The organism is Pseudomonas sp. TE3644, assembly GCF_056278815.1.
In genome coordinates, this window is sequence record NZ_JBWBQF010000001.1 from 3001277 (window position 1) to 3022119 (window position 20843).

The 20843-nt window shown below is 60.5% G+C and carries 14 protein-coding genes and 2 pseudogenes; 12 read left to right on the forward strand and 4 right to left on the reverse strand.

Annotated elements, in window-relative coordinates; genetic code table 11:
- Positions 1-6 precede the first annotated feature (6 nt).
- Both traD and ACZ9GA_RS13245 read left to right on the forward strand, forming a co-directional pair.
- Positions 7-2151 carry a type IV conjugative transfer system coupling protein TraD gene (gene traD, locus ACZ9GA_RS13240; RefSeq protein ID WP_457362254.1) on the forward strand — a complete coding sequence of 715 codons (2145 nt, stop codon included), beginning with the start codon at positions 7-9 and terminating at the stop codon, positions 2149-2151.
- Between the two features lie 24 nt (positions 2152-2175).
- Positions 2176-2904, forward strand: a complete 729-nt coding sequence (locus ACZ9GA_RS13245; protein ID WP_457362253.1) for a TIGR03747 family integrating conjugative element membrane protein — start codon at positions 2176-2178, stop codon at positions 2902-2904.
- A 608-nt stretch (positions 2905-3512) separates the two neighbouring features.
- Here ACZ9GA_RS13245 and ACZ9GA_RS13250 read toward each other — a convergent pair.
- Positions 3513-3953 carry an MFS transporter gene (locus tag ACZ9GA_RS13250; RefSeq protein WP_457362252.1) on the reverse strand — a complete coding sequence of 147 codons (441 nt, stop codon included), beginning with the start codon at positions 3951-3953 and terminating at the stop codon, positions 3513-3515.
- Between the two features lie 211 nt (positions 3954-4164).
- Here ACZ9GA_RS13250 and ACZ9GA_RS13255 point away from each other — a divergent pair.
- The 10 genes and pseudogenes from ACZ9GA_RS13255 to ACZ9GA_RS13300 form a co-directional block, all read left to right on the forward strand.
- A pseudogene (locus ACZ9GA_RS13255) lies at positions 4165-5511 on the forward strand (two-component system sensor histidine kinase NtrB); the annotation flags it as partial.
- A gap of 409 nt (positions 5512-5920) precedes the next feature.
- On the forward strand, positions 5921-6262 hold the full coding sequence (locus ACZ9GA_RS13260) for an integrative conjugative element protein, RAQPRD family (RefSeq protein WP_457362251.1): 342 nt from the start codon (positions 5921-5923) through the stop codon (positions 6260-6262).
- A complete protein-coding gene (locus ACZ9GA_RS13265) occupies positions 6249-6488 on the forward strand; it encodes a TIGR03758 family integrating conjugative element protein (protein WP_457362250.1) in 240 nt (79 codons plus the stop codon). Before ACZ9GA_RS13260 ends, ACZ9GA_RS13265 begins: the two co-directional genes overlap by 14 nt.
- A gap of 18 nt (positions 6489-6506) precedes the next feature.
- Positions 6507-6884: a TIGR03745 family integrating conjugative element membrane protein gene (locus ACZ9GA_RS13270; protein ID WP_457362249.1), complete on the forward strand. Its 378-nt coding sequence runs from the start codon at positions 6507-6509 to the stop codon at positions 6882-6884.
- 7 nt (positions 6885-6891) lie between these two features.
- A complete protein-coding gene (locus tag ACZ9GA_RS13275) occupies positions 6892-7293 on the forward strand; it encodes a TIGR03750 family conjugal transfer protein (RefSeq protein ID WP_457362248.1) in 402 nt (133 codons plus the stop codon).
- Entirely contained in the window at positions 7290-7931 is a 642-nt protein-coding gene (locus tag ACZ9GA_RS13280; RefSeq protein ID WP_457362247.1) for a PFL_4703 family integrating conjugative element protein, read from the forward strand. Before ACZ9GA_RS13275 ends, ACZ9GA_RS13280 begins: the two co-directional genes overlap by 4 nt.
- Positions 7928-8743, forward strand: a complete 816-nt coding sequence (locus ACZ9GA_RS13285; protein WP_457362246.1) for a TIGR03749 family integrating conjugative element protein — start codon at positions 7928-7930, stop codon at positions 8741-8743. The genes ACZ9GA_RS13280 and ACZ9GA_RS13285 overlap by 4 nt, the downstream gene beginning before the upstream one ends.
- Positions 8733-10241 (forward strand): TIGR03752 family integrating conjugative element protein, encoded by a 1509-nt coding sequence (locus ACZ9GA_RS13290; protein WP_457362245.1) that lies wholly within the window; start codon positions 8733-8735, stop codon positions 10239-10241. The genes ACZ9GA_RS13285 and ACZ9GA_RS13290 overlap by 11 nt, the downstream gene beginning before the upstream one ends.
- The gene (locus ACZ9GA_RS13295; RefSeq protein ID WP_457362244.1) at positions 10204-10620 is read left to right on the forward strand and encodes a TIGR03751 family conjugal transfer lipoprotein; all 417 of its coding nucleotides are present in this window, start codon (positions 10204-10206) and stop codon (positions 10618-10620) included. Before ACZ9GA_RS13290 ends, ACZ9GA_RS13295 begins: the two co-directional genes overlap by 38 nt.
- Positions 10620-13358 (forward strand): conjugative transfer ATPase, encoded by a 2739-nt coding sequence (locus tag ACZ9GA_RS13300; RefSeq protein WP_457362243.1) that lies wholly within the window; start codon positions 10620-10622, stop codon positions 13356-13358. Before ACZ9GA_RS13295 ends, ACZ9GA_RS13300 begins: the two co-directional genes overlap by 1 nt.
- Before the next feature lie 29 nt (positions 13359-13387).
- On the opposite strand, the pseudogene ACZ9GA_RS13305 reads toward ACZ9GA_RS13300, so the two are convergent.
- The 3 genes and pseudogenes from ACZ9GA_RS13305 to ACZ9GA_RS13315 form a co-directional block, all read right to left on the reverse strand.
- A pseudogene (locus tag ACZ9GA_RS13305) lies at positions 13388-14356 on the reverse strand (DinB/UmuC family translesion DNA polymerase); the annotation flags it as partial.
- Between the two features lie 498 nt (positions 14357-14854).
- A complete protein-coding gene (locus tag ACZ9GA_RS13310) occupies positions 14855-16387 on the reverse strand; it encodes a hybrid sensor histidine kinase/response regulator (RefSeq protein WP_457362242.1) in 1533 nt (510 codons plus the stop codon).
- Between the two features lie 40 nt (positions 16388-16427).
- Complete coding sequence (locus ACZ9GA_RS13315; RefSeq protein ID WP_457362241.1) at positions 16428-20834, reverse strand: response regulator; 4407 nt, start codon at positions 20832-20834, stop codon at positions 16428-16430.
- Between the last annotated feature and the right edge of the window lie 9 nt (positions 20835-20843).

Consider the following 20843-nt stretch of genomic DNA (forward strand, 5'->3'; position numbering starts at 1 on the left):
TAGACCATGGCCGATCACGCGATGGAGTCCTTGCTCAGGCCCGCCGTCGAGCTGTACACCGCCGGCGTCTGCGCTGGCGCCGCCGCGTTGTGCCTGCACTCGCCGTGGGCGGTGGCGCTGTCGCCGGAGATCGGGGCGGGCATGGCCCTGGCGTACACCGCCTTTGGCCTCAAACGCCTCAACCAAGCCCGCGTGGTGCTGCGCTACCGCCGCAACATCCGCCGCCTGCCGCGCTACGCGCTGACCAGCCGGCAGATCCCGGTCAGCCAGCAGCGCCTGTTCATGGGCCGTGGCTTTCGCTGGACACGGCTGCACACCCAGCGCCTGGTCGAGGCCCAGGACCCGGCACTAGCGCGTTACGTCAACCAGTCGGCCGCCTACCAGCAGGCACGGCGCCTGGAGCGCGCGCTGGAAAGCGCGCCCTTCCCGCTGTCGCATCTGGCCCGGCTCACCGCCTGGGACAGCCCGCTCAATCCCGTGCGTCCGTTGCCGCCGGTAGGCGGCTCACCGCTGCTGCACGGGGTCGAGCCCCATGAAAGCGAAGCCAGCCTGCCCCTGGGCGAACGGGTCGGCCATACCCTGGTGCTGGGCACCACGCGAGTCGGCAAGACGCGCCTGGCCGAGGTGTACATCACCCAGGACATCCAGCGCAAACCGCATGAAGTGGTGGTCGTCTTCGACCCCAAGGGCGATGCCGATCTGCTCAAGCGCATGTACGTCGAGGCGCGCCGCGCCGGGCGCGAGAAGGAGTTCTACGTGTTCCACCTGGGCTGGCCGGAGATCTCCGCCCGCTACAACGCCATCGGCCGCTTCGGGCGTATCTCCGAGGTCGCCACGCGTATCGCCGGGCAGTTGAGCGGCGAAGGCAATTCGGCCGCATTCCGCGAATTCGCCTGGCGCTTCGTCAACATCATTGCCCGCGCGTTGATCGAGCTGGGCCGGCGTCCGGACTATCTACAGATCCAGCGCCACGTGGTCAATATCGACGCCCTGTTCATCGAGTATGCGCAGCAGTTTTTCGCCCGCCACGATCCCCAGGCCTGGGAGGCCATCGTGCAGATTGAGGGACGGCTCAACGAGAAGAACATCCCTCGGCACATGATCGGCCGCGAAAAGCGTGTGGTCGCCATCGAGCAGTACCTGGCCGCCAAACGCATCTTCGATCCAGTAATGGATGGGCTGCGCTCGGCGGTGCGCTACGACCGCACCTACTTCGACAAGATCGTCGCCTCCCTGCTGCCATTGCTGGAAAAGCTCACCAGTGGCAAGACCGCACAATTGCTGGCCCCCAACTACACCGACCTGGACGATCCACGGCCAATTTTCGACTGGCTGCAGGTGATCCGCAAACGCGGGATCGTCTACGTCGGTCTCGATGCACTGACCGATGCCGAGGTCGCCGCCGCCGTGGGCAACTCGATGTTCGCCGACCTGGTTTCAGTCGCGGGGCACATCTACAAGCATGGCGTGGACCATGGCCTCCCTGACGTCTACAGCTCGGCAGAGAAGCTGCCAATTAACCTGCACGCCGACGAATTCAATGAGTTGATGGGCGACGAGTTCATCCCGCTGATCAACAAGGGCGGCGGTGCCGGCATCCAAGTCACCGCCTACACCCAGACACTGAGCGATATCGAGGCGCGCATCGGCAACCGCGCCAAGGCCGGCCAAGTGACCGGCAACTTCAACACCTTGCAGATGCTGCGGGTGCGGGAGACCGCAACCGCGGAGCTTTTGACCAACCAACTGCCCAAGGTCAACGTGCAGACCCGCACGCTGGTTTCCGGGGCCACCGACACCGCCGACCCGGATGCCCATACCGACTTCACCTCCTCCTCCCAGGACCGTGTCAGCAGTACCGCCGTGCCGCTGATTGAGCCCGCGCATATCGTCAGCCTGCCGAAGGGGCAGATGTTTTCCTTTCAGGAAGGTGGCCAGTTGTGGAAGGTGCGCATGCCGCTGCCATTGGCAGCCGCTGACGATGCCATGCCTAAGGATCTGCAGGCGCTGGCCCGGCACATGCGCGAGCGCTACAACGCCAACGCCGGCCAGTGGTGGGCGAGCGCCGGCGGCGCGCCGACCGAGAACTTTGACCCGGAGCGGCCGCTGCCGGGGCGCGGGAGCCGAAAGCCACCATCGCCGTCGCCATGATTCCCCTCAAGCCGAGGGTTTCGCATGCCCACTACGCCTAGCAACCCACCTCCAGTGCAGCAAAAGCCTGGCCTGATTCTGGGCATGATCGGGCTGACTTTGCGCCTGCTCGGGCTGATGCTGGCTTCGCTGCTATGCTCGATCCTGCTGGAGATGCTTGGCCTGCTGCTGATCTGGCCGGAGCAAGGCTGGCACCACGCCGAAGCCATGTTGATCGCGGAGCTCGGCTGGCTCGGCGAGCACTTCACGCACTCGCTGCTGGTCGCAGAGCCCGCGCAGACCACCACAAACCTGCTTGGCTACCTGAATCACTGGCTGATGGTCGAGACTGGCTGGGCATATGTTCACGAGCATGTGCCAAACCTCAGTCGCGAGGACAGTCTCCAGGGTCTACTCGCCCAACTTTACCTGGATAGTGAGAACTACTTGATAGCCGCGCTGTTCACGATGTTGACCTTCGTCGTGCGTATGATCGTGCTAGGGCTGGCCACCCCGCTGTTTCTCCTGGCGGGGCTAACCGGTGGCGTCGACGGTTTGATGCGCCGTGACCTGCGCCGGTTCGGCGCCGGACGAGAAAGCAGCTTCATCTATCATCGGGCGCGGCGCTTGATCTTGCCGCTGCTGCTGTCCCCTTGGCTGATCTATCTGTCACTGCCGTGGTCGATCAATCCCTTGATCATTCTGCTGCCGTGCGCGGGACTTCTTGGATTTATGGTGGCCATCACCACAGCAACATTTAAAAAATATCTCTGAAGGAGTCAATAGGAGGCCGCCTGCCGGGCCTGAACACTATCGACATGCGCCAACACGGCGACCTGTTATCCACCATCATCATCATCATCAGCAGCAGCACCCGTGACATCTCCATGCCCTGGAGGCCATCAAGGCTGGCGCCTGGGACTTTATCGAAAAACCGTTTAACCGCAACGAAATGCTAGACAGCATCCAGCGCGCGGTAGGCCATTCACACCACATTCACAAAATCCTAGCCAGCCGTCAGGAGGCGATCGATTACATCGCTACCCTGACGGCACGCTAGCGCCAGATCATGGACATGGTGTTAACCGGGTACCCCAGTAAAAACATTGCGGCGGATCTGGGTATCAGCCAGCGCAGCAACTCGAGCACAGCCGAGTGGCGGACGGCAGGGTGGGCAGTACAAAACTCGAATAAGGGAGCCTTCTACAAAAGCAATGCTCTCTTCCATCAGATGGGTAATGGCATGCTCAACCACTTGGCTTCGATTGACAGATCAACGCAATTGATCGCTGGCCTTCAACGAGCGTGCAGGCATAAGTACACCGGAAGCAGTTGGGCGCCTCAGAGAGCGCCCGTTAATTGATACCGACCGACTGAAGACTTTAGGCGGAAGAATGTTCAGTCCTGGTGACCAAAGCATCATTCGCTTTAGCCTGATCCTTCTCCATTGGCATCATCCACATGCATACTGCAGCTACCAATGCTGGGATAGCTACGCACATGAACAGGGTTGTGAAACCTAATCCGCACGCAAGCAAGTACCCTCCCGTGGCAGATCCAAACATGGAGCCTATCCGCTCAACAGCAGAGGCCCAGCAAACCCATGTCGCTCGACTAGCTGTCGGGTAGTACGTAGCCACCAAACCAGTCACCTCAACCATCGTGCCGCTTACGCAAAATCCAGCGATAAAAATAAAAGGTGCCACCAGCGATGCGGTGCCAATCGTATGGCCGATGGTAAAAATCGCGGCGCTGGCAACCAGGAAGGAGGCGCCCAATACTCGATTGGGCCTGCGCAACTGCATCAATCGCCCAAGTACCAAACCACGAACGGAGCCCCGATCGCCGACTGATACCGCTCCAAACGCCGATGATGATCATCAACCTTGGGAATACAGGGTCTACTCCAACGTTCTGGATGAATAAGCCGGCGCTCATGGGGAATTTTAACAACTGCTGCGAGGTCAAGGGTGAATAGCAGCCACTCGAAGCTTTCGAGTCCGCCCCTTTCGCACCACTCAGAGCACCCTCAGCATGAAGCGATCCCACGGCAGCGCGGTTGGCGCCGCAGCTCCCGACAAACTAGCTTTCCTCGCCAACGGCGGGGAAACAGGCAATAGGTTGAAGATGCTCGGCTCGGCGGAATCGCCGCTAGGCGCACCCGCGCAATGGCCCGGCCCCCTCAAGGCGCTGCTGGCCACGGTACTGCCAGCGCACGCTCAGATCGTCGTGTTTTGGGGGGAGCAATTTGTCGCCCTGTACAATGATGCTTATGCCCCTAGCATCGGCGATAAGCACCCGCACGCGCTAGGCCGGCCCGCCAGTGAGCACTGGACAGAGTTATGGGCGGATCTGTGGCCTTTATTGCAAGGCGTGCGTGACACAGGTCAGACGTTCTCTGCCAGGGATAGGCCGTTTTACATCGAGCGTCACGGCGGGGGTGAGACCGTGTACTTCGACGTCTCTTATTCTGCTGTGCCCGACGCCGATGGCACAGTGGGCGGCGTGCTGTGTGTGGTTACGGAGACGACCGAGCGCGTGAAATTTCAGCACCGACAGGCGACGTTGCTGCAAGTGGACCTCATTCCAGCAACCGGCGGCGCCACCCCGACTGCCGACTGCCTCAACGATGAGCTGGAACGACGAGTGCTGGCCCTGGTCAATGAGCGAGCCCAGGCGATCGCGCAATTGCAAGAAGCCCGCAAGATGGAAACGGTGGGACGATTGGGTGGCGGTGTTGCCCACGAGTTCAATAACTTGCTGACGCCCATTATCAGTTCTTTGGAACTGCTTCGTCGCCGCTGTGATGAACCGCGCTCGATTAAGCTAATCGATATCGCGCTCCAGGCGGCGGAGCGGGCACGTGAGTTGATAGCCCGATTGCTGACCTTTGCAGGACGGCATCCCATGCGGCCCCAAGCAGTCCACCTGACGACGCTGATGAATGACTTGACTCCTCGAATCCGGCAGTTCCTGGCCCCAGGGACAACGCTGCAGATCAACGTACCAGACACATTACCAGCACTGTGGATCGATCCGCACTATTTGGAACTCGCCGTTCTCAACCTTGCCACCAACGCGCAGGACGCAATGCCCGCTGATGGCGTGCTGACCATCAGCGCAAACATCGAACCAAGGTCGCCGGGGGTTAAACACGATTATGTGCGCCTGCTCGTAAGCGATACGGGGCGAGGCATGGACGAACACACCCGTGCCCGATGCATTGACCCGTTCTTTTCAACAAAAGGGGTGGGTAACGGGACAGGTCTAGGTCTTTCTACCGTGCACGGCATGGTGTTGCAAGCCGGTGGCTGTTTTAGCATTACGTCGCAACCAGAGGAAGGTACCCAGGTTTCGCTCTGGTTGCCCACGATCACCCAATAGGTAGCCACATTGTTTTGAAATCTTCCCTATAGTTGGTCCAGATGGGCATACTGAGGAAAGCTTCTGCCTATGGAAATTGAAAAAACATGCCTCCATCACTGGGACCGTACCTGGCGAATAATAGGCAACTTTGTCTAATGTGCGAGGTGTGGACGCGCCCACCCATTTAATAGAGCTTATCTACCATTCCCTCATGCTGATGCCTGCCCACTTCAGTGTGCTGCTTGCGCTGATTCATGCGCAGCCTGCGTGAGGGAGTGCAACGCTCTAGCCGCCTGATAAAAATTTGCGTTAAAGCAACGCGAGGGGGCCGCGTGGTTATGCGATGTCGGCGGTTTCGCTTTTGCCCCGGTAAAACCCGTTCGAATTGAGCATGGTGACTGCAGACCTCTACAGGGCTGCCGACATGACCCTTGCTCCCCGCTTCTGGCTGTTTACCTACGCGATCGTACTCTCTACTTCCGTCTGGGCAGTAGAAAGCCAGGAACGAGCTGAACTTGCCCTTATCGTTCGACAGTTCGACTCCATCCAGCAGTCGGCAGATCGCGCTCAAATGACTGTTGGCGCATCCGACTCCGCCCGCTATCGCTTTGACTACCTCCGGTTTACTCACGACCTACAACGAGTCCGCCAAGGTATCCATGCGTACCTGTCACCTTCGCGCGCACAGCCGGCCGATTTGATCGAGCTGCCGGCTGACTACCGCCATGACACCACTTCCGTGGGGAATGCCCATGAGCATGACTGACAGCCAAATCACCGCCTTTACCGCGGCTGCCGGCTTTACCCCGCAGCTGTGCTCGGTCATGTGGCGCTCGGCGGTCCTGGTTCTCGCGTTGCTCTGGTGCAGCTGGGCGCTATGGACTGGCTACCGCGGTTGGGCGGCCGGCAACATCAGCTTCGGTGCCCTCGGCGGGAGCACGGCGCGCCTCGCGCTTGCACTGATTGTCCTGATGTTTTTCATGCTGTCCTGATCACAGGAGACCCTAGCCATGCCCCTTCGCCTATTTCGTCCCGTCCGCTTCATCCACCTACGCCAGCGCCTGCAGCAAGGCTTTCTGAGTAGCCTGCTGATTTTGATGTCGAGCCTGGCCTTCGCCGATCTCCCAACCATGGAAGCGCCCTCTCGCGGCGAGGGCAACGGCTTGATCGAGACCATCAAGAACTACGCCTACGACGGTGGCATCCTGCTCGGCCTGCTGATCGCCCTCCTCGCCTTTCTCGGTGTGGCTTGGCACTCACTGACGGTCTACGCCGACGTGCAGAACCAGCGCAAAACCTGGAAGGATCTGGGCGCGGTCGTCGGTGTCGGTGCGCTGCTGGTGGTGGTCATCATCTGGTTCCTAACCAAAGCCGCCGCCATCCTGTGAGGTCGCCATGCCCGATCCCATCGCGACCCTCCCCGACGGCACCCTGACCTTCCTGCCCGAACGGCTCAATCGTGACCCTGCCGTGCTGCGTGGCCTGACCAACGATGAGATGTGGGTGGCCCTGGCCATCGGTGCCAGCATTGGCCTCATTGTTGGTGCGCCCCTGGCACTGGCCACCGCCTCCATCGCCATGCTGCCCAGCTGCATGATCGCCAGCATGGCACTGACACTGTTTGCCGGCGGCAAGCTGCTGCGCCGCGCCAAACGCGCCCGACCCGAGACCTGGTTGTACCGCAGGTTGCAATGGGATCTGGCCCTGCACTGGGGCGTCGGCGCCCAGCACCTGATCCTGCACTCAGGCCCCTGGACGGTCAGGCGCACCCGTCGTCATCGGGAGGGCAACCCATGAGCCGCTTCCGCAACAAGGTCGATGCGCAACAGGCGCATATTTTCAGCCTGCGCCTGGCGGTCGGGGCACTGGCGCTGCTCTGTGCGGGGCTCTGGTATGGCTGGCAGACCGCCCCGAGCCAGCTGACCATCCATGTACCGCCGGATCTGCGCTCGGGGAGCACGCGCAAATGGTGGGATGTGCCGCCGGAAAACATCTATTCCTTCGCCTTGTACATCTTTGGCCAGCTCAATCGCTGGCCTACGGATGGCGAGGCCGATTACCCCCGGGCGATCTATGCCCTGCAGCCGTACCTCACGCCGGCCTGCAAGACCTTCCTCGACGGTGACTTCGAGTACCGCAAGGTCGCCGGGGAGCTGCGCGGTCGCGTACGGGGCGTCTATGAGGTACTCGGCCGCGGGTACAGCGATGACCCCGGCCTGCGGGTGAAGCAGCTGGATGCGCACAGCTGGCTGGTGCAGCTCGATCTCAACGCCGATGAGTACTACGCGGCCGAACCGGTCAAGCGCGTGGTCGTGCGTTACCCGCTGCGCGTGGTGCGCTTCGATGTCGACCCCGAGCACAACAAGTGGGGCCTGGCCTTGGACTGCTACGAAGGCACGCCGCAGAAGCTGTCGCTACCGGGAGGTGCGTCATGAACAGACACTTATTGATCCTGGCCTTCGTATGGTCGGCTACCTGGTGCGCAACCGCGAGCGCCGTTGAGATCAAGCATTGGGATCGCCTACCCTTGGCCGTGCCACTGGTGGTTGGCCAAGAACGCATCCTGATGCTCGACGAGGACGTTCGCGTGGGCGTACCCAATGCGATCAGTGCCAAGCTGCGGGTGCAATCGGTTGGCAGCACCGTGTATTTGCTGGCGTCCGACGCGATTCCGCCGACGCGCCTGCAGCTGCAGTCGGTGAAGTCCGGCGATATGGTGCTGATCGACATTGAAGCGGTGGTCGGCACTGCCGCGCTGGAACCGATCAAGATCGTCGCGGACGCCAAGGCACCTGAAGCGGGAGCTAACTCAAGCACCACGCCTGCGGTACCAGCTACGCCGATCCCGGTGGTGCTCACCCGCTATGCCGCGCAAAATCTCTATGCGCCGTTGCGTACAGTCGCGCCGCTGCCTGGTGTCCGCCGCGTACCGGTTGGTAAGTCCGCCGCACTCAGTTCCCTGCTGCCCACCGAACACGTTACCGCCAAGGCCCTGGCCGCCTGGCGGCTCGGCGACTACTGGGTCACCGCAGTAAAGCTGGTGAACCAGGGGCCAGGCGAGGTTCTGCTCGACCCGCGTCATCTGCAGGCGACCCTGTTCGCGGCGACGTTCCAGCACACCTCGCTGGGGCGCTCCGGAACGCCTGAAGACACCACGGTGGCCTACCTGGTCACGCGGGGTGGAGGCCTGAAACAGGCACTGCTGCTGTCCCCGCCCAAGCCGAAGGGAACCGACCATGAAAGCTAACGTGCTGCTGAAGTGGCTGGTGCCCGGCTTACTGATCGCCGTCGTGCTGATCATCTTCAGGTCCTGGATTGCACCGCAGGGTGAAAAGCATCCTCAACCCCAGGACAACACCACCCTCACTGCCGAGCAAGCCAAGGCCCTCGGCATCGCAGGCGATACGCCGCGCGATACGGTGGCCACCTTGGTCGGCCAGGTCAAAGCCATGCGCAGCGATATGCTGACGCTGAAAAAAAGCAACAAATCGCTGCAGACCGAGAACAACCGGCTGCGTACCCGCGAGGGCAGCATCGACAGCCGCATCCAGAACACCCTGGGCAGCGTCACCCAGCAGGTGACCGAGCAGCGCCAGCAAGCCAATGATGCTCGGCAGAAAGCCGAACAACAGCACCGGGAAACCCAAGGGCTGCTGTCGAAGCTCAAGGATCAGATTGCCGGGATGTCAGGACCAAAGTCCGACTTACCCGTGGGTTTTGGCCTGGAGCCCGGTGATGAGCAGGCCATCAAGGGCGTGCCGCCCTCGGCGGATACGCTGCAATGGATAGAGCCAGCGTCGGGACGCACGGCGAGCGACGGCGCCCCGAAAGCTGACAGCCCGCTGTCCAAGCTGTCCTCGAAGTTCAATGGCCTGGAGGGGCTGCAGGACAACGCCATCGACCGTGGCCAGAAACAGCTGCGTGCCGTGGCCAAGGGTGAGCGTGATCTCGCGGCTCAGCATGATCGCAACGAAGGCGCCAAGCCCATTTACACCATCCCGGAGAACGCGACCCTGATGGGCTCGGTGGCCATGACCGCGCTGATTGGCCGAGTCCCCGTGGATGGCACGGTCAACGACCCCTATCCCTTCAAGGTCCTGGTCGGACCGGATAACCTCACGGCCAACGGCATTGACCTGCCCGAAGTAGTGGGCGCGGTCATGAGCGGTACCGCCTCCGGCGACTGGACACTGTCCTGCGTGCGGGGCCAGGTCGAGTCGATCACCTTCGTGTTTGCCGACGGTACCGTGCGCACCGTGCCGCAGCCTCAGGCCGTAGTCAGCCGCAACAGCGCCACCAGCCAGTCCTCGAATACCGAGAAGATCCGCGGCGGCCTGGGTTATATCTCCGACCCCTACGGCATTCCCTGCGTTTCCGGCGAGCGCCGCTCCAACGCCCAGCAGTACCTGGGCAGCCAGAGCCTGATCACCGCCGCCGGCGCCGGTTTTGCCGCGGCCTTGGGCAGCGAGCAGAACAGCGCCTCCTTCATCAGTTCAAGCAGCAGCTCACTGGGCGTCAGCCAGAGCAGCGGCAACAGCGCGCTGAACTCGGTCATCAGCGGTGGCATCGGCGATATCCGTGACTGGATTAACAAGCTATATGGCGAGGCCTTTGCCGCCATCTACGTGCCGCCCTCCGCCAAGGTCGCGCTGCACCTGGACCACGAGATCACCATCGACTACGAGCCCAAAGGCCGGAGAGTCCATCATGAAAACTCATCCGTTTCGACGCTGGACCTGGATTAGCCTGCTCTGCCTGGCGCTGCTCGGCTGCAGCACCGACAAGGACAAACTGCTGCCCCATGGCGACCAGACGATGCTCGACATCTGGAACGGCGCCGGCTCCGTGGGCACCCAGGTACAACTGCTGGAGGCCCGCAGCGAACTGCGCCGGCCGATCCTCGAACCCGAGCGGATGATCAGTGACCAGGCCTCCTACACACGTACCGCTGCCAACGAGATCCGCGCGCAGTTTCCACGACTGCCCAACCCCGATCTGGTGATGTACGTCTACCCGCACCTGAGCGGCACTCAGCAGGCGCCCGTCCCTGGCTATTCGACGGTGTTTCCGCTGTACGAGAAGGTCCAGTACGCGCTGCCGGGCGAGCGCCTGGACGATCTGTGATGGCCGAAGAGCGCGATGAGGGGCAGCCACGCTGGAAAGTATGGCGCGCCGCCCAGCGCCGACGTGCAACGCAAGCCGATGAAACCGCGCACTACGCGCACAACCCCAGCTTCACCGACCACCTACCGTGGGTGGAGTACCTAGAGGCCGAGCGCTGCTTCCTGCTCGACGACAACCGCTCGGTCGGTGCTGCATTCGAGCTGCAGCCGATCGGCACCGAAGGCCGCGAGCCCGAGTGGCTGCTGGCCGCCCGTGACGCACTGGAGGATGCCCTGCAGGACAGCTTCGATGAACTCGACCAGGCGCCGTGGGTGGTGCAGTTCTACTGCCAGGACGACAGTGACTTCTCACCTTATCTGGAGCGCTTGGAGCGCTATATCGCTCCCCGGGCGGCGGGCACGCCATTCACCGAGGCGTTTCTCGGCTTGATGCGCCGGCACCTGGCCGCCGTGGCCAAGCCCGGGGGCTTGTTTGACGACCACGTGGTGTCGCACTTGCCGTGGCGCGGCAGCAATCGACGGATTCGCCTGGTCATCTATCGTTGGCTGGATGCTCAACCCGACAGCCAGGAACAAGCGCCCATTCAGCTGCTGGCCAGGGCCTGCGATCGCATCACCGCCTCCCTGCAAGCTTGCGGCGTCAGCCCTCGGCGGCTGAACGGGCGCGACTTCTACGCTTGGCTGCTGCCCTGGTTCAATCCGGCCCCAGCCCTGACGGGCGAATCACCCGTCGAGTTCTACCGGCGCGTGCCCTATCCCGATGACGGGGAAACAGACTCTCTGCAACTGCCGTTCGACCACGATTTTGCCGAGCGCCTGTTCTACCAGGAACCGCGCTCCGACGTTGAGCAGGGGCTGTGGTACTTCGATCAGCACCCCCACCGGGTGATGGTGGTCGACAAGCTGCGCAAGCCACCCCACATCGGCCAACTCACCGGAGAGACGCGCAAGGGCGAGGCGCTCAATGCGCTGTTCGATCAAATGCCGGAAGCCACGGTCATGAGCCTGACGCTGGTGGTGACGCCGCAAGACGTACTCGAGGAGCAACTGAACCGGCTCGCCCGCAAGGCCATTGGCGAAAACCTGGCCTCGACCCAGACCCGCCAGAATGTCGAGGAGGCGCGCTCGCTGATCGGCCGCCAGCACAAGCTCTACCGAGGCACCTTGGCGTTCTACCTGTGCGGCAAGGACGAGCAAGAGCTGCGCCAGCGCTCCATCCAGGCCGCCAACGTCCTGCTCGGTGCTGGCCTGCAGCCAGTGCGCGACGGCGATGAAGTTGCCGCGTGCAACAGCTACCTGCGCTGGCTGCCCATGGTGTACAACGCCAACCGCGACAAACGAAACTGGTACACCCGGCTGCTGTTCGTGCAGCACGTTGCCAACCTCTTGCCGCTGTGGGGGCGCAGCGTCGGCACCGGCAATCCAGGCATCACGTTCTTCAACCGCGGCGGCGCTCCGCTGTCCTTCGACCCGCTGTCGCGGTTTGACCGGTCCATGAACGGTCACCTGTTGCTGTTCGGCCCTACCGGCGCGGGTAAGTCGGCCACCCTGGTCTCGATCCTCATGCAGGTGATGGCCGTCTACCGGCCCCGTCTGTTCATCGTCGAGGCCGGCAACTCGTTTGGCCTGCAAGGTGACTATTTCGCTACTTTGGGGCTATCGGTCAACAAGGTCCAACTCAAGCCGGGCAGCGGCTTGAGTCTGGCGCCCTTCGCCGACGCCCGGCGGCTGGTCGAGCGCCCCGACCAGGTCGCCAACCTGGCCACCGATGACCTCGACGACAGCAACACGGACAACGACGAGCAACGCGATGTCTTGGGCGAACTGGAAATTACTGCACGACTGATGATCACCGGTGGTGAAGCCAAGGAAGAAGCGCGCCTGACCCGCGCGGACCGCAGCCTGATCCGGGAATGCATCCTCGATGCCGCAAAAGCCTGTGCGGATGCCCAGCAGCAGGTCATGACCCATGACGTGCGGGATGCGCTGCTGCGGGTTGCCTGCGATGCACATCTGCCCGACAAGCGCCGCGAGCGCGCCCAGGAGATGGCCGAGTCCATGGACCTGTTCTGCCAGGGATTCGAGGGCACGCTGTTTGACCGGACCGGCACGCCTTGGCCCGAGAGTGACGTCACCATCGTCGATCTTGCGACCTATGCCCGCGAGGGCTACGAGGCGCAGATGTCGATCAGCTACATCAGCCTGATGAACACCGTGAACAACCTGGCCGAACGCGATCAATACCTGGGCCGGCCCTTGATCATGGTGACGGACGAGGGCCACATCATCACCAAGAACCCTTTGTTGGCGCCGTTCGTGGTCAAGGGCACGAAGATGTGGCGCAAGCTGGGGGCGTGGTTCTGGCTGGCGACGCAGAACCTGGCCGACTTCCCCAGCGCCGCGCAGACCATGCTGAACATGATCGAATGGTGGATTTGCCTGAACATGCCGCCGGCGGAGATCGAGGAAATCGCCCGCTTCAAGAAGCTGACGCCGGCGCAGAAGGCGTTGCTGTTATCGGCAAGCAAGGCATCGGGCAAGTACACCGAGGGGGTGGTGCTGGCCAAGAACATGGAGACACTGTTCCGCGCCGTGCCCCCGAGCCTCTATTTGGCCTTGGCCATGACCGAGCCCGAGGAAAAAGCCGAACGCTGGCGACTGATGGAAGAACAGCAAATCTCCGAATTGGAGGCCGCACTGCACGTGGCCGCCGAGATCGACTGCCTGCGCGGTTTCTAATGCACCGCACCTGCTTCGGGTCTGCCTTGCTACCTGGAACTCACCGTCCATAACTGGTCCAGCCGGGTGGTGAAGCTCTGACTCATCATCTCCCGACGCATCCCCCAATCAGGATTGGTCGGCACGCTGGCCAGGCGCATGGTGCCCCGGCCCCATCGACCGTTGATGGCATCTATCAGCCCCATGACCTTCTCGGTGGCTGCCGGCTGCGACATCGAGAACAGGTCCTCGGTGTACTCGCCTTTCTGGCAGAGGTTCAGCAAGAGGACTTCGGCCTTGCTGTACTTGAAACCCGTTCGGTAGATACGGTCAACCGCCTCAACGGCAAGCCTAGTCATCAGCCGTGTATCGTCCGTGGGATAGGGCAATTCGACGATGACACCGTTAGCGTACTTGGCTTCATCGGGGTTGAAAAACCCGGTACGAATGCTCACACGGATCTTCTTGCACAGCGATTGCTGCGCCCGCAACTTTTCGGTGGCACGCGCCATATAGGTCGCCACCGCCTCCTTGATGGGCACCACATCCGTCAGGCGCTTGCCAAACATCCGGCTGCAACAGATCTCCTGCTTGGGGGGATCCGGCTCGTCCAGTTCCAGGCAGGGTGTGCCGGCCAACTCGCGCGCGGTCTTCTCGATCACCACACTGAAGCGCTTACGCAGCATCCAGGGATCTGCCTTGGAGAGCTCCCAGGCACTCTTGATACCCATACCCTCCAAGTGGGCAGTCATCTTGCGGCCGACGCCCCAGACATCCGACGCGGGGCATTTTTTCAGTACCCAATCGCGTTTGACCTGATCGCGCAGATCCACCACCCCACCGCTTTGCGCCTGCCACTTTTTCGCCGCGTGATTGGCCAATTTGCTTAAGGTCTTGGTGCCGGCAATCCCTACACCGACGGGTATGCCGGTGCTCCGGTAGACCTGTGCGCGAATCTGACGGCCAAGCTGCTCCAGGTCACCAGGTACGCCAGACAAATCGGCGAACGCTTCGTCAATTTAAAGGAAAGATTAATGGGTATGGACATACCCACACGTCGATCCAGGCGGCCCTCTGCGCAGATTCGTAAATGTCCATACCTTGGTTCCATTTTTTTTGCGAAGCCCCACGTGATGTCCATAGCAATGATGGCTCCGATTCGATGCCTCACTCCCTGTACAAGTCGTTGGTGGACCTGTGCTGCAATTCAAGATTTTAATCTCATGCGCTTACTTTTCTGCCGTGAGAACCGCGTCCGACTTTTTCAACAGAATCGGCCAACAGCGGCCAGAAGAAGAGTACGGCTAGGAACCTAACCACTAATGCTACATGTCAGTCAGTGCCCTCACTCCGTGTCAATTCCGTGCCACACTAAATGTCGCTGTCTCTGAATCGGACATTTAGAGGTGTTATGCGTAATCCAACCGGCAGCAATCGGCCAGAAGCGGTCATTGAGTAGTTAAAGGTGCCCTCACCCTGCTTGGCCTAGATCTGATTAGAAAAACTGCAGAACTTAATTATCTAGGCGGCAACTGCAACCGTAAGCGTGTCAGGTTCGCCTCGTCATCCACTTCCAACTCCAAGCTGCCTTGCTGGGCCTCCGCAAGTAATTTTGCTGAGTAGGTACCCAGCCCCGTACCGCTAGACTTGCCATGGCTCGCGTACTTTTCGAAGAACCTTGACCGAAATGCCACGGGTACTGCTGGCTGGTTCTCCATTACCAACTCAACATGGTGGGTGGATGTCAATATGAGCCGCACGCGGCTTTTCTCAGGGGCCGCCTCGCAGGCATTCTTCAGCAGATTGTTTAGTAGCGAAAAGCACAGTAATTCGTCTCCGCTAGCTAGCACTGGTGTCGATTCATTGGTGTTTTCCGCCAATACTTCAATTGTTAGTTTTTTTGCTTGGTAAGTCAGCCTGGCCGAGTCGCATAGGCGCCTTACCAGAGGAGGCAGTTCGACCGCGACCGGCTTCAGTTCGAAACGACCGGTCTCGATCTTGTAGATGTCGCCAGCCATGTCGATCATTCCTAGCAGGTTCTGGCTGTCGGCTTCTAGGCTGTGCAGCATCTGCGACTGGCGCGGCAGCAGGTTGCCACCTTCAAGCAGGCCGCGGGCCAAGCCGAGAATATTGCACAGAGGCGCTTTCAGATCATGACGTGAAATACTGCTGGCCTCCTCGCGCAAGCGCTCCAGCTCCAGCATTGTGTCGTACTCCTGTTGCAGATCTTTGCGTTGCTCTACCAGGCGCAACAGGTTGACCACCCGAAGATGTAGCGACGTGGGATCAACAGGCTTACTGACAAAATCCACTGCGCCCAGCTCAAGCCCACGCAACTGTGCTGTCGGATCGCTCATGGCCGTGATGAAGATGACCGGGATGCGGCTAGCGCTGGGATGGCTGCGAAGGTGCTGGGCCAGTTCGAAACCGTCCATATTCGGCATCATCACATCCAGAAGAATTAGGTCTGGCGGGGACTCGGAAGTACAGATGGCTAATGCACTGCGCCCGTCGCGCGCAGCCAATACGCGATACTCGTCCTGAAACAGCCCAGCAATCAGTGCTAGGTTGTCCGGTACGTCATCGACCACCAGCAGCGTGGGACGACGCTCCTGAGCTTTTGGCTCTCGGGCAGGCTGAGCACTCACTGGTGGCGAATGCAGCCGAGGACGGTGACTCATGGCACGCGTTACGCGCTGCGAAAGGTCATTGGCGGTATAGGGTTTGATCAGTATGTTGCTGACACCGGCAGCGATGGCCTCGGTAATTTGGGAGCGAGAGCTCTCTGCGGTAATCATGATGAAGGGAAGCATGGCCAACTTGGGGTCACTGCGTAGCCTACGCAACAAAGTGAGGCCATCCATGACCGGCATGTTCCAGTCAGAAAGAATCACATCTATCTTACGCGCTTTTAGTACCGCGAGAGCCTCTGCACCATTGGCAGCAGTGAGGATGTGTCGTACCCCAAGACGCTCCAATTGGCTACTATTGACCCTGCGCATAGTGTCGGCATCGTCGACGACTAAGAATACGGTATCGGCGGTAATCATAATGCGTAGGGCTCCAGGTCGGGGGATTGGGATACGCCAGTCAGGCGCCTGTTGCTGACTCGCCCTGCAGCAACGCCAGGGCTCGGTCAAAGTCAAACCGCTCAACCTGTTGAGCCACTAGCGCAAGGCGCTTAGCAATGAGCTGATCAAGCGGCTGTCGGCGCAGCTCCTCAAGGACTGTCACGGCAGCCGTGTCGCTCTCCTCCAGCAAACGCGCTAGTAAGGTCAGTTCTCGTTCCAACTCAGCGTCGTTATACCGAGCAGCGTTCTCCGGGCTCGCAGGGCCATTGCCCAGAGCAGTTAAGGCCGCCAGGATTGGCGCCAGGCATCGCTGCACCTCGGCCACTAAATTGCGGATTGTCAGCTCCTGATCGCCGGACTGGCAGGCCCCCTCAAGCGCGCCTGCAGCTTGGGCCACAGTCTTGGCGCCGATATTACCGGCAGTGCCCCGCAGGCTATGCGCGAGTCGGCCAGCAGCGCTGGTGTCCGTATCGGTTAAGGCAGTTTGGAACTGCTCAACGAAGCCAGTTTGGGTGTCACGGAATTTGCGCAACAGGCGCAGGTAGAGATCACGACGCCCCATGCAGGTGCTCAAGCCGGCCGCGATGTCGATGCCTTCGATATGCTGCGGCAGGTCATCCAAAGCGTGCTCCGGCAATGACGGTGCCGGCTTATGGCGAGAAGTCTTGGGATGGATCCACTTGGCCAGAGTGGCGAACATACCGTCGACGTTCAGTGGTTTGGATATGTGGTCGTTCATACCACAGGCCAGCGCACGCTCGCGATCACCCTCCATCGCGTTGGCGGTCATAGCCAGCACCGGTAATTCCGAGAAACGTGCCTGCTCACGAATCCTGCGAGTGGCGGTATAGCCGTCCATTACCGGCATCTGGCAGTCCATCAGTACACCGTCGAAGTCGGCATCGACAACAAGGATGTCCAGAGCTTCTTGGCCATGCCGCGCCAGGCGCAACTGTATCCCGGCGCTCTCCAGCAACTCCCATGCGAGTTCCTGGTTTAACTCATTGTCCTCCACCAGCAGCAGCCGCGCGCCGCGTAGTCCGGCAACAGTGCTGGCACTCTGCTCGGAACGCTCGCTCATCCGGGTCTCACCCTGGGGCACCCGGCCCAACACTGTGCCGATGGCTTCGAGCAATGACGATGGGGTAACCGGCTTGGTCAACACAATTGGCAGTTGGATGCCCTGCCGCTCGGCCTCATCGCGGGCGTCGTCACGACCGAACGCGGTAACCATGATCACTGACGGCGTGAGGCGCAGGTTGCCAGAACGCATTCGGCTCACCGTTTCCATACCGTCCATACCAGGCATCCGCCAGTCCATCAGCACTAAGTCGTAAGGCAGCTCCTGCGCCTCGGCATCGGCCAATAGACGAAGGGCCATACTGCCGTTCTCGGCGACGTCTACCTCTAGGCCGAAGCTGCGCGCCATACCTGATAGGATTTCGCGGGCGCTGGCGTTGTCGTCCACCACCAGCACACGCATACCCGGCAATTCGTCTGCCCTTAACATGCGCCGAGGCTGTACACCTTGTTGAATGCCTAGGCGCACTTGGAAATGGAAGGTAGAGCCCAGTCCCGGGACGCTCTCCACCCAGATCCGTCCTTGCATCAGCTCCACCAGCTTCTTAGAAATGGACAGACCTAACCCGGTGCCCCCGTACTTGCGCGTGGTCGAACTGTCGGCTTGGCTGAACGACTGGAACATTCGCTCGCACTGCTCGGGCGTCATACCGATACCGGTATCACGCACCCAGAAATGCAGCTCAACCTGCTCGTCATTCGCACCAATCTGCTCTGCGCCGACCACAATCTCACCACGCTCTGTGAACTTGGCGGCATTGTTGCCCAGATTGATAAGCACCTGTCCCAGGCGCAGGGGATCGCCAATCAGCGCAGTAGTCAATTCCGGTTGGGTATGAAACAGCAACTCCAGCCCCTTGTCCTCAGCCTTCAAGCCGACCATGCTCGCGAAGCTGTCGAGTACGTCCTCCAGTCGGAAGGGAGTGTGCTCAAGACTCATCTTGCCCGCCTCGATCTTGGAGAAGTCGAGGATGTCATTGATGATGCCCAACAGATTCTCCGCCGAGCGATGCACCTTCTCGATATAGTTGCGCTGCCTGCTGTCCAGTTCGGTGCGCAGCGCTAGGTGGCTCATGCCGATGATGGCGTTCATCGGAGTGCGAATTTCATGGCTCATATTGGCGAGGAACTCGCTCTTGGCTCGAGTGGCCTCCTCAGCCACGGCCCGCGCCTCGACCAGTTCAGTGATATCGATGTTGACACCAGTAGCACGCAGTGGCTTACCATCTGCGGCACGAGTGAAACGGCTGAGCGACTTGAAGGTACGTACTGTACCGTCGTTCCGGCGTACTATGCGGAAGTCCAGTTCAAAGCGGTCAACACCGCTGACAATCGCCTCCGCGTAAGAGGCATCGGCAGCATCCGCATCATCGGGATGTAGGAGTGCATTCCAGTGCGCCATAGTCCCGCCGAAATCGCCAGCTTCGAGCCCGAACATATGTTCCAACTGCGGCGTCCAGTAGTCGTGACCAGTAACCAAGTCAACGTCGAACAGGCCAATGTCACCCGCCTCCTGAGCCAGACTCAAGCGGTCGCTTGCCGTGCGCAGCTTGGTTTCCATCGCCCGGCGCTCACTGACGTCACGCACCGATGCGCAAACGCAAATACCACGCCCCTCAAGGCTAGGCAGATGTGAGAGGCCAATCTCCACCGAAAATTGGCTGCCGTCTTTACGCACGCCGCGCAGGTCATCTGAGTTACCCCCCATCTGACGAGTGGTGCCGCTAGCGATGAAACCGTCCCGCAAACCAACATGCCGTTCGCGAGCGGCATGCGGTACCAACTGCTCGACAAAAGCTCCGATTAGTTCGCCCTGTTCATAGCCAAATAGAACGTCGAGTTGCGGATTGGTCATCATGATGCGGCCGTCAGCACCCAGTACCAACATGCCGTCAGGCGATGCCTCGATGATGCCGCGATACCAGGCCTCGGTCGCTCGCAGTGCTGCCTGCTGGGCCTCCAACTCCTGAGTTTGGCGCTCCAGCTGCTGCGTTTGATTTCCCATCTCGTCTGCTTGGCGACGCGTCTCTTGCAGCAATGCCTGAGCGGTTTCGCTACGTTCCATGATCGCCAACGCACCAGCCAACCTGGGCAGCACCTCCTGCAGCAGAAGTTCCTCGTCCTCGTCCAGTGGATGAAACCCGGCTAGCTCCAGCACGCCGAGTAGGCGCTCGCCACGCATTATCGGCTGTACCAGTAGATGGCTGACTCGAGCCTCGCCCAATTGGGAACGTACATGCCAAAAGGATTTAGGAAGATTGCTTAGCTGACGCGGTTCGTGATCACTGGCACATTGGCCTACAAGCCCTTCTCCGAGCTCCACCTCTACGCACGGCGGGCTCTTGCCATCCACGGCATAGCCTCCTAGCAATCGCAGCTGTGAAGCTCCCTGATAGAGGACATACAGCGCCCCCTGACACATGCCCAACTGCGGGATTATGCGGCTGAAGAAGGCCTGGGCCAGACCCTGCGGTGTTTCCGCTTGCTGTAGATCGATCTGCAGCAAGGAAGCGTGCCCTTTAATCCAGCGCTGGCGCTCAAGCTGACGCGACTCAAGCTGGAGCTTGGCTATAGCACGCGCCAAGTCGCCGGTCTCGTTTTGCAGGTTTGTATGGGGAATCTGCTGATCAAGCTTGCCGGAAGCCAGCTCGTCCACAGCAACGCGCACCCGGTTGAGAGGCAGGCGAATCGATCGGCTCACCAACCACGCAAGTATTAGTGCCAGCGTTGAACCACCCAACAACAGGGCGTAGGTGACATTGCTGCTGCGCACTGCGTAATCGGCGAGATATTTCGCCGTATCGTGGATATCGGCGCTCTTATTTTCCGCCACCCGATCCAACAGCGCGTCACTTTCCATTTCTAGGTCTATGAACTGCTGGCTATTGAGCACAGCCATGGCCTGGCCCAGATAACCGCGATCTACCAGCGCGAGCGCATCATCACCGCTGTCCAGCAGGCGTTGCAGGGAAGCCTCGAACTCAGCCAAGCCCTTCAGGCTAGTTTGTCGACGCAGGGTGGGGCGTGCCTGAGTTACAGCGTCCTGCAATCGCTTCTGCGCGTCATGCATGTGGGTCAATGCAGCTATACGGATTTCCGCATTGTTGGTGCCGACTGCTCTTTGCAGGGCCTGCATCACATGGGGCAACTGGACCCGGGCCTCCTGCACCATTTCTATCCCCACCAAATCTTGCTGATACAGCTGCTGCATCTCGTGCTTGAGAGAGTTCTGAGTAAGTAGGCTTTGCACACCAAGCAATAGGATCATCGCGAGCAGAGTGGTGAAGCCAATCAGCAGCTTACGCCCCAGAGGAAGTCGTTCCAGCAAGTCAAATAATCGGGTCATTTATCGTCT

Bases quoted from the DNA above. Each gene is read 5' to 3' on its own strand.
- traD (WP_457362254.1), top strand. From the start codon at position 7: ATGGCCGATCACGCGATGGAGTCCTTGCTCAGGCCCGCCGTCGAGCTG.
- ACZ9GA_RS13265 (WP_457362250.1), top strand. From the start codon at position 6,249: ATGAGCATGACTGACAGCCAAATCACCGCCTTTACCGCGGCTGCCGGC.
- ACZ9GA_RS13260 (WP_457362251.1), top strand. From the start codon at position 5,921: ATGACCCTTGCTCCCCGCTTCTGGCTGTTTACCTACGCGATCGTACTC.
- ACZ9GA_RS13290 (WP_457362245.1), top strand. From the start codon at position 8,733: ATGAAAGCTAACGTGCTGCTGAAGTGGCTGGTGCCCGGCTTACTGATC.
- ACZ9GA_RS13295 (WP_457362244.1), top strand. From the start codon at position 10,204: ATGAAAACTCATCCGTTTCGACGCTGGACCTGGATTAGCCTGCTCTGC.
- ACZ9GA_RS13285 (WP_457362246.1), top strand. From the start codon at position 7,928: ATGAACAGACACTTATTGATCCTGGCCTTCGTATGGTCGGCTACCTGG.
- ACZ9GA_RS13300 (WP_457362243.1), top strand. From the start codon at position 10,620: ATGGCCGAAGAGCGCGATGAGGGGCAGCCACGCTGGAAAGTATGGCGC.
- ACZ9GA_RS13315 (WP_457362241.1), bottom strand. From the start codon at position 20,834: ATGACCCGATTATTTGACTTGCTGGAACGACTTCCTCTGGGGCGTAAG.
- ACZ9GA_RS13275 (WP_457362248.1), top strand. From the start codon at position 6,892: ATGCCCGATCCCATCGCGACCCTCCCCGACGGCACCCTGACCTTCCTG.
- ACZ9GA_RS13245 (WP_457362253.1), top strand. From the start codon at position 2,176: ATGCCCACTACGCCTAGCAACCCACCTCCAGTGCAGCAAAAGCCTGGC.
- ACZ9GA_RS13270 (WP_457362249.1), top strand. From the start codon at position 6,507: ATGCCCCTTCGCCTATTTCGTCCCGTCCGCTTCATCCACCTACGCCAG.
- ACZ9GA_RS13280 (WP_457362247.1), top strand. From the start codon at position 7,290: ATGAGCCGCTTCCGCAACAAGGTCGATGCGCAACAGGCGCATATTTTC.
- ACZ9GA_RS13310 (WP_457362242.1), bottom strand. From the start codon at position 16,387: ATGATTACCGCCGATACCGTATTCTTAGTCGTCGACGATGCCGACACT.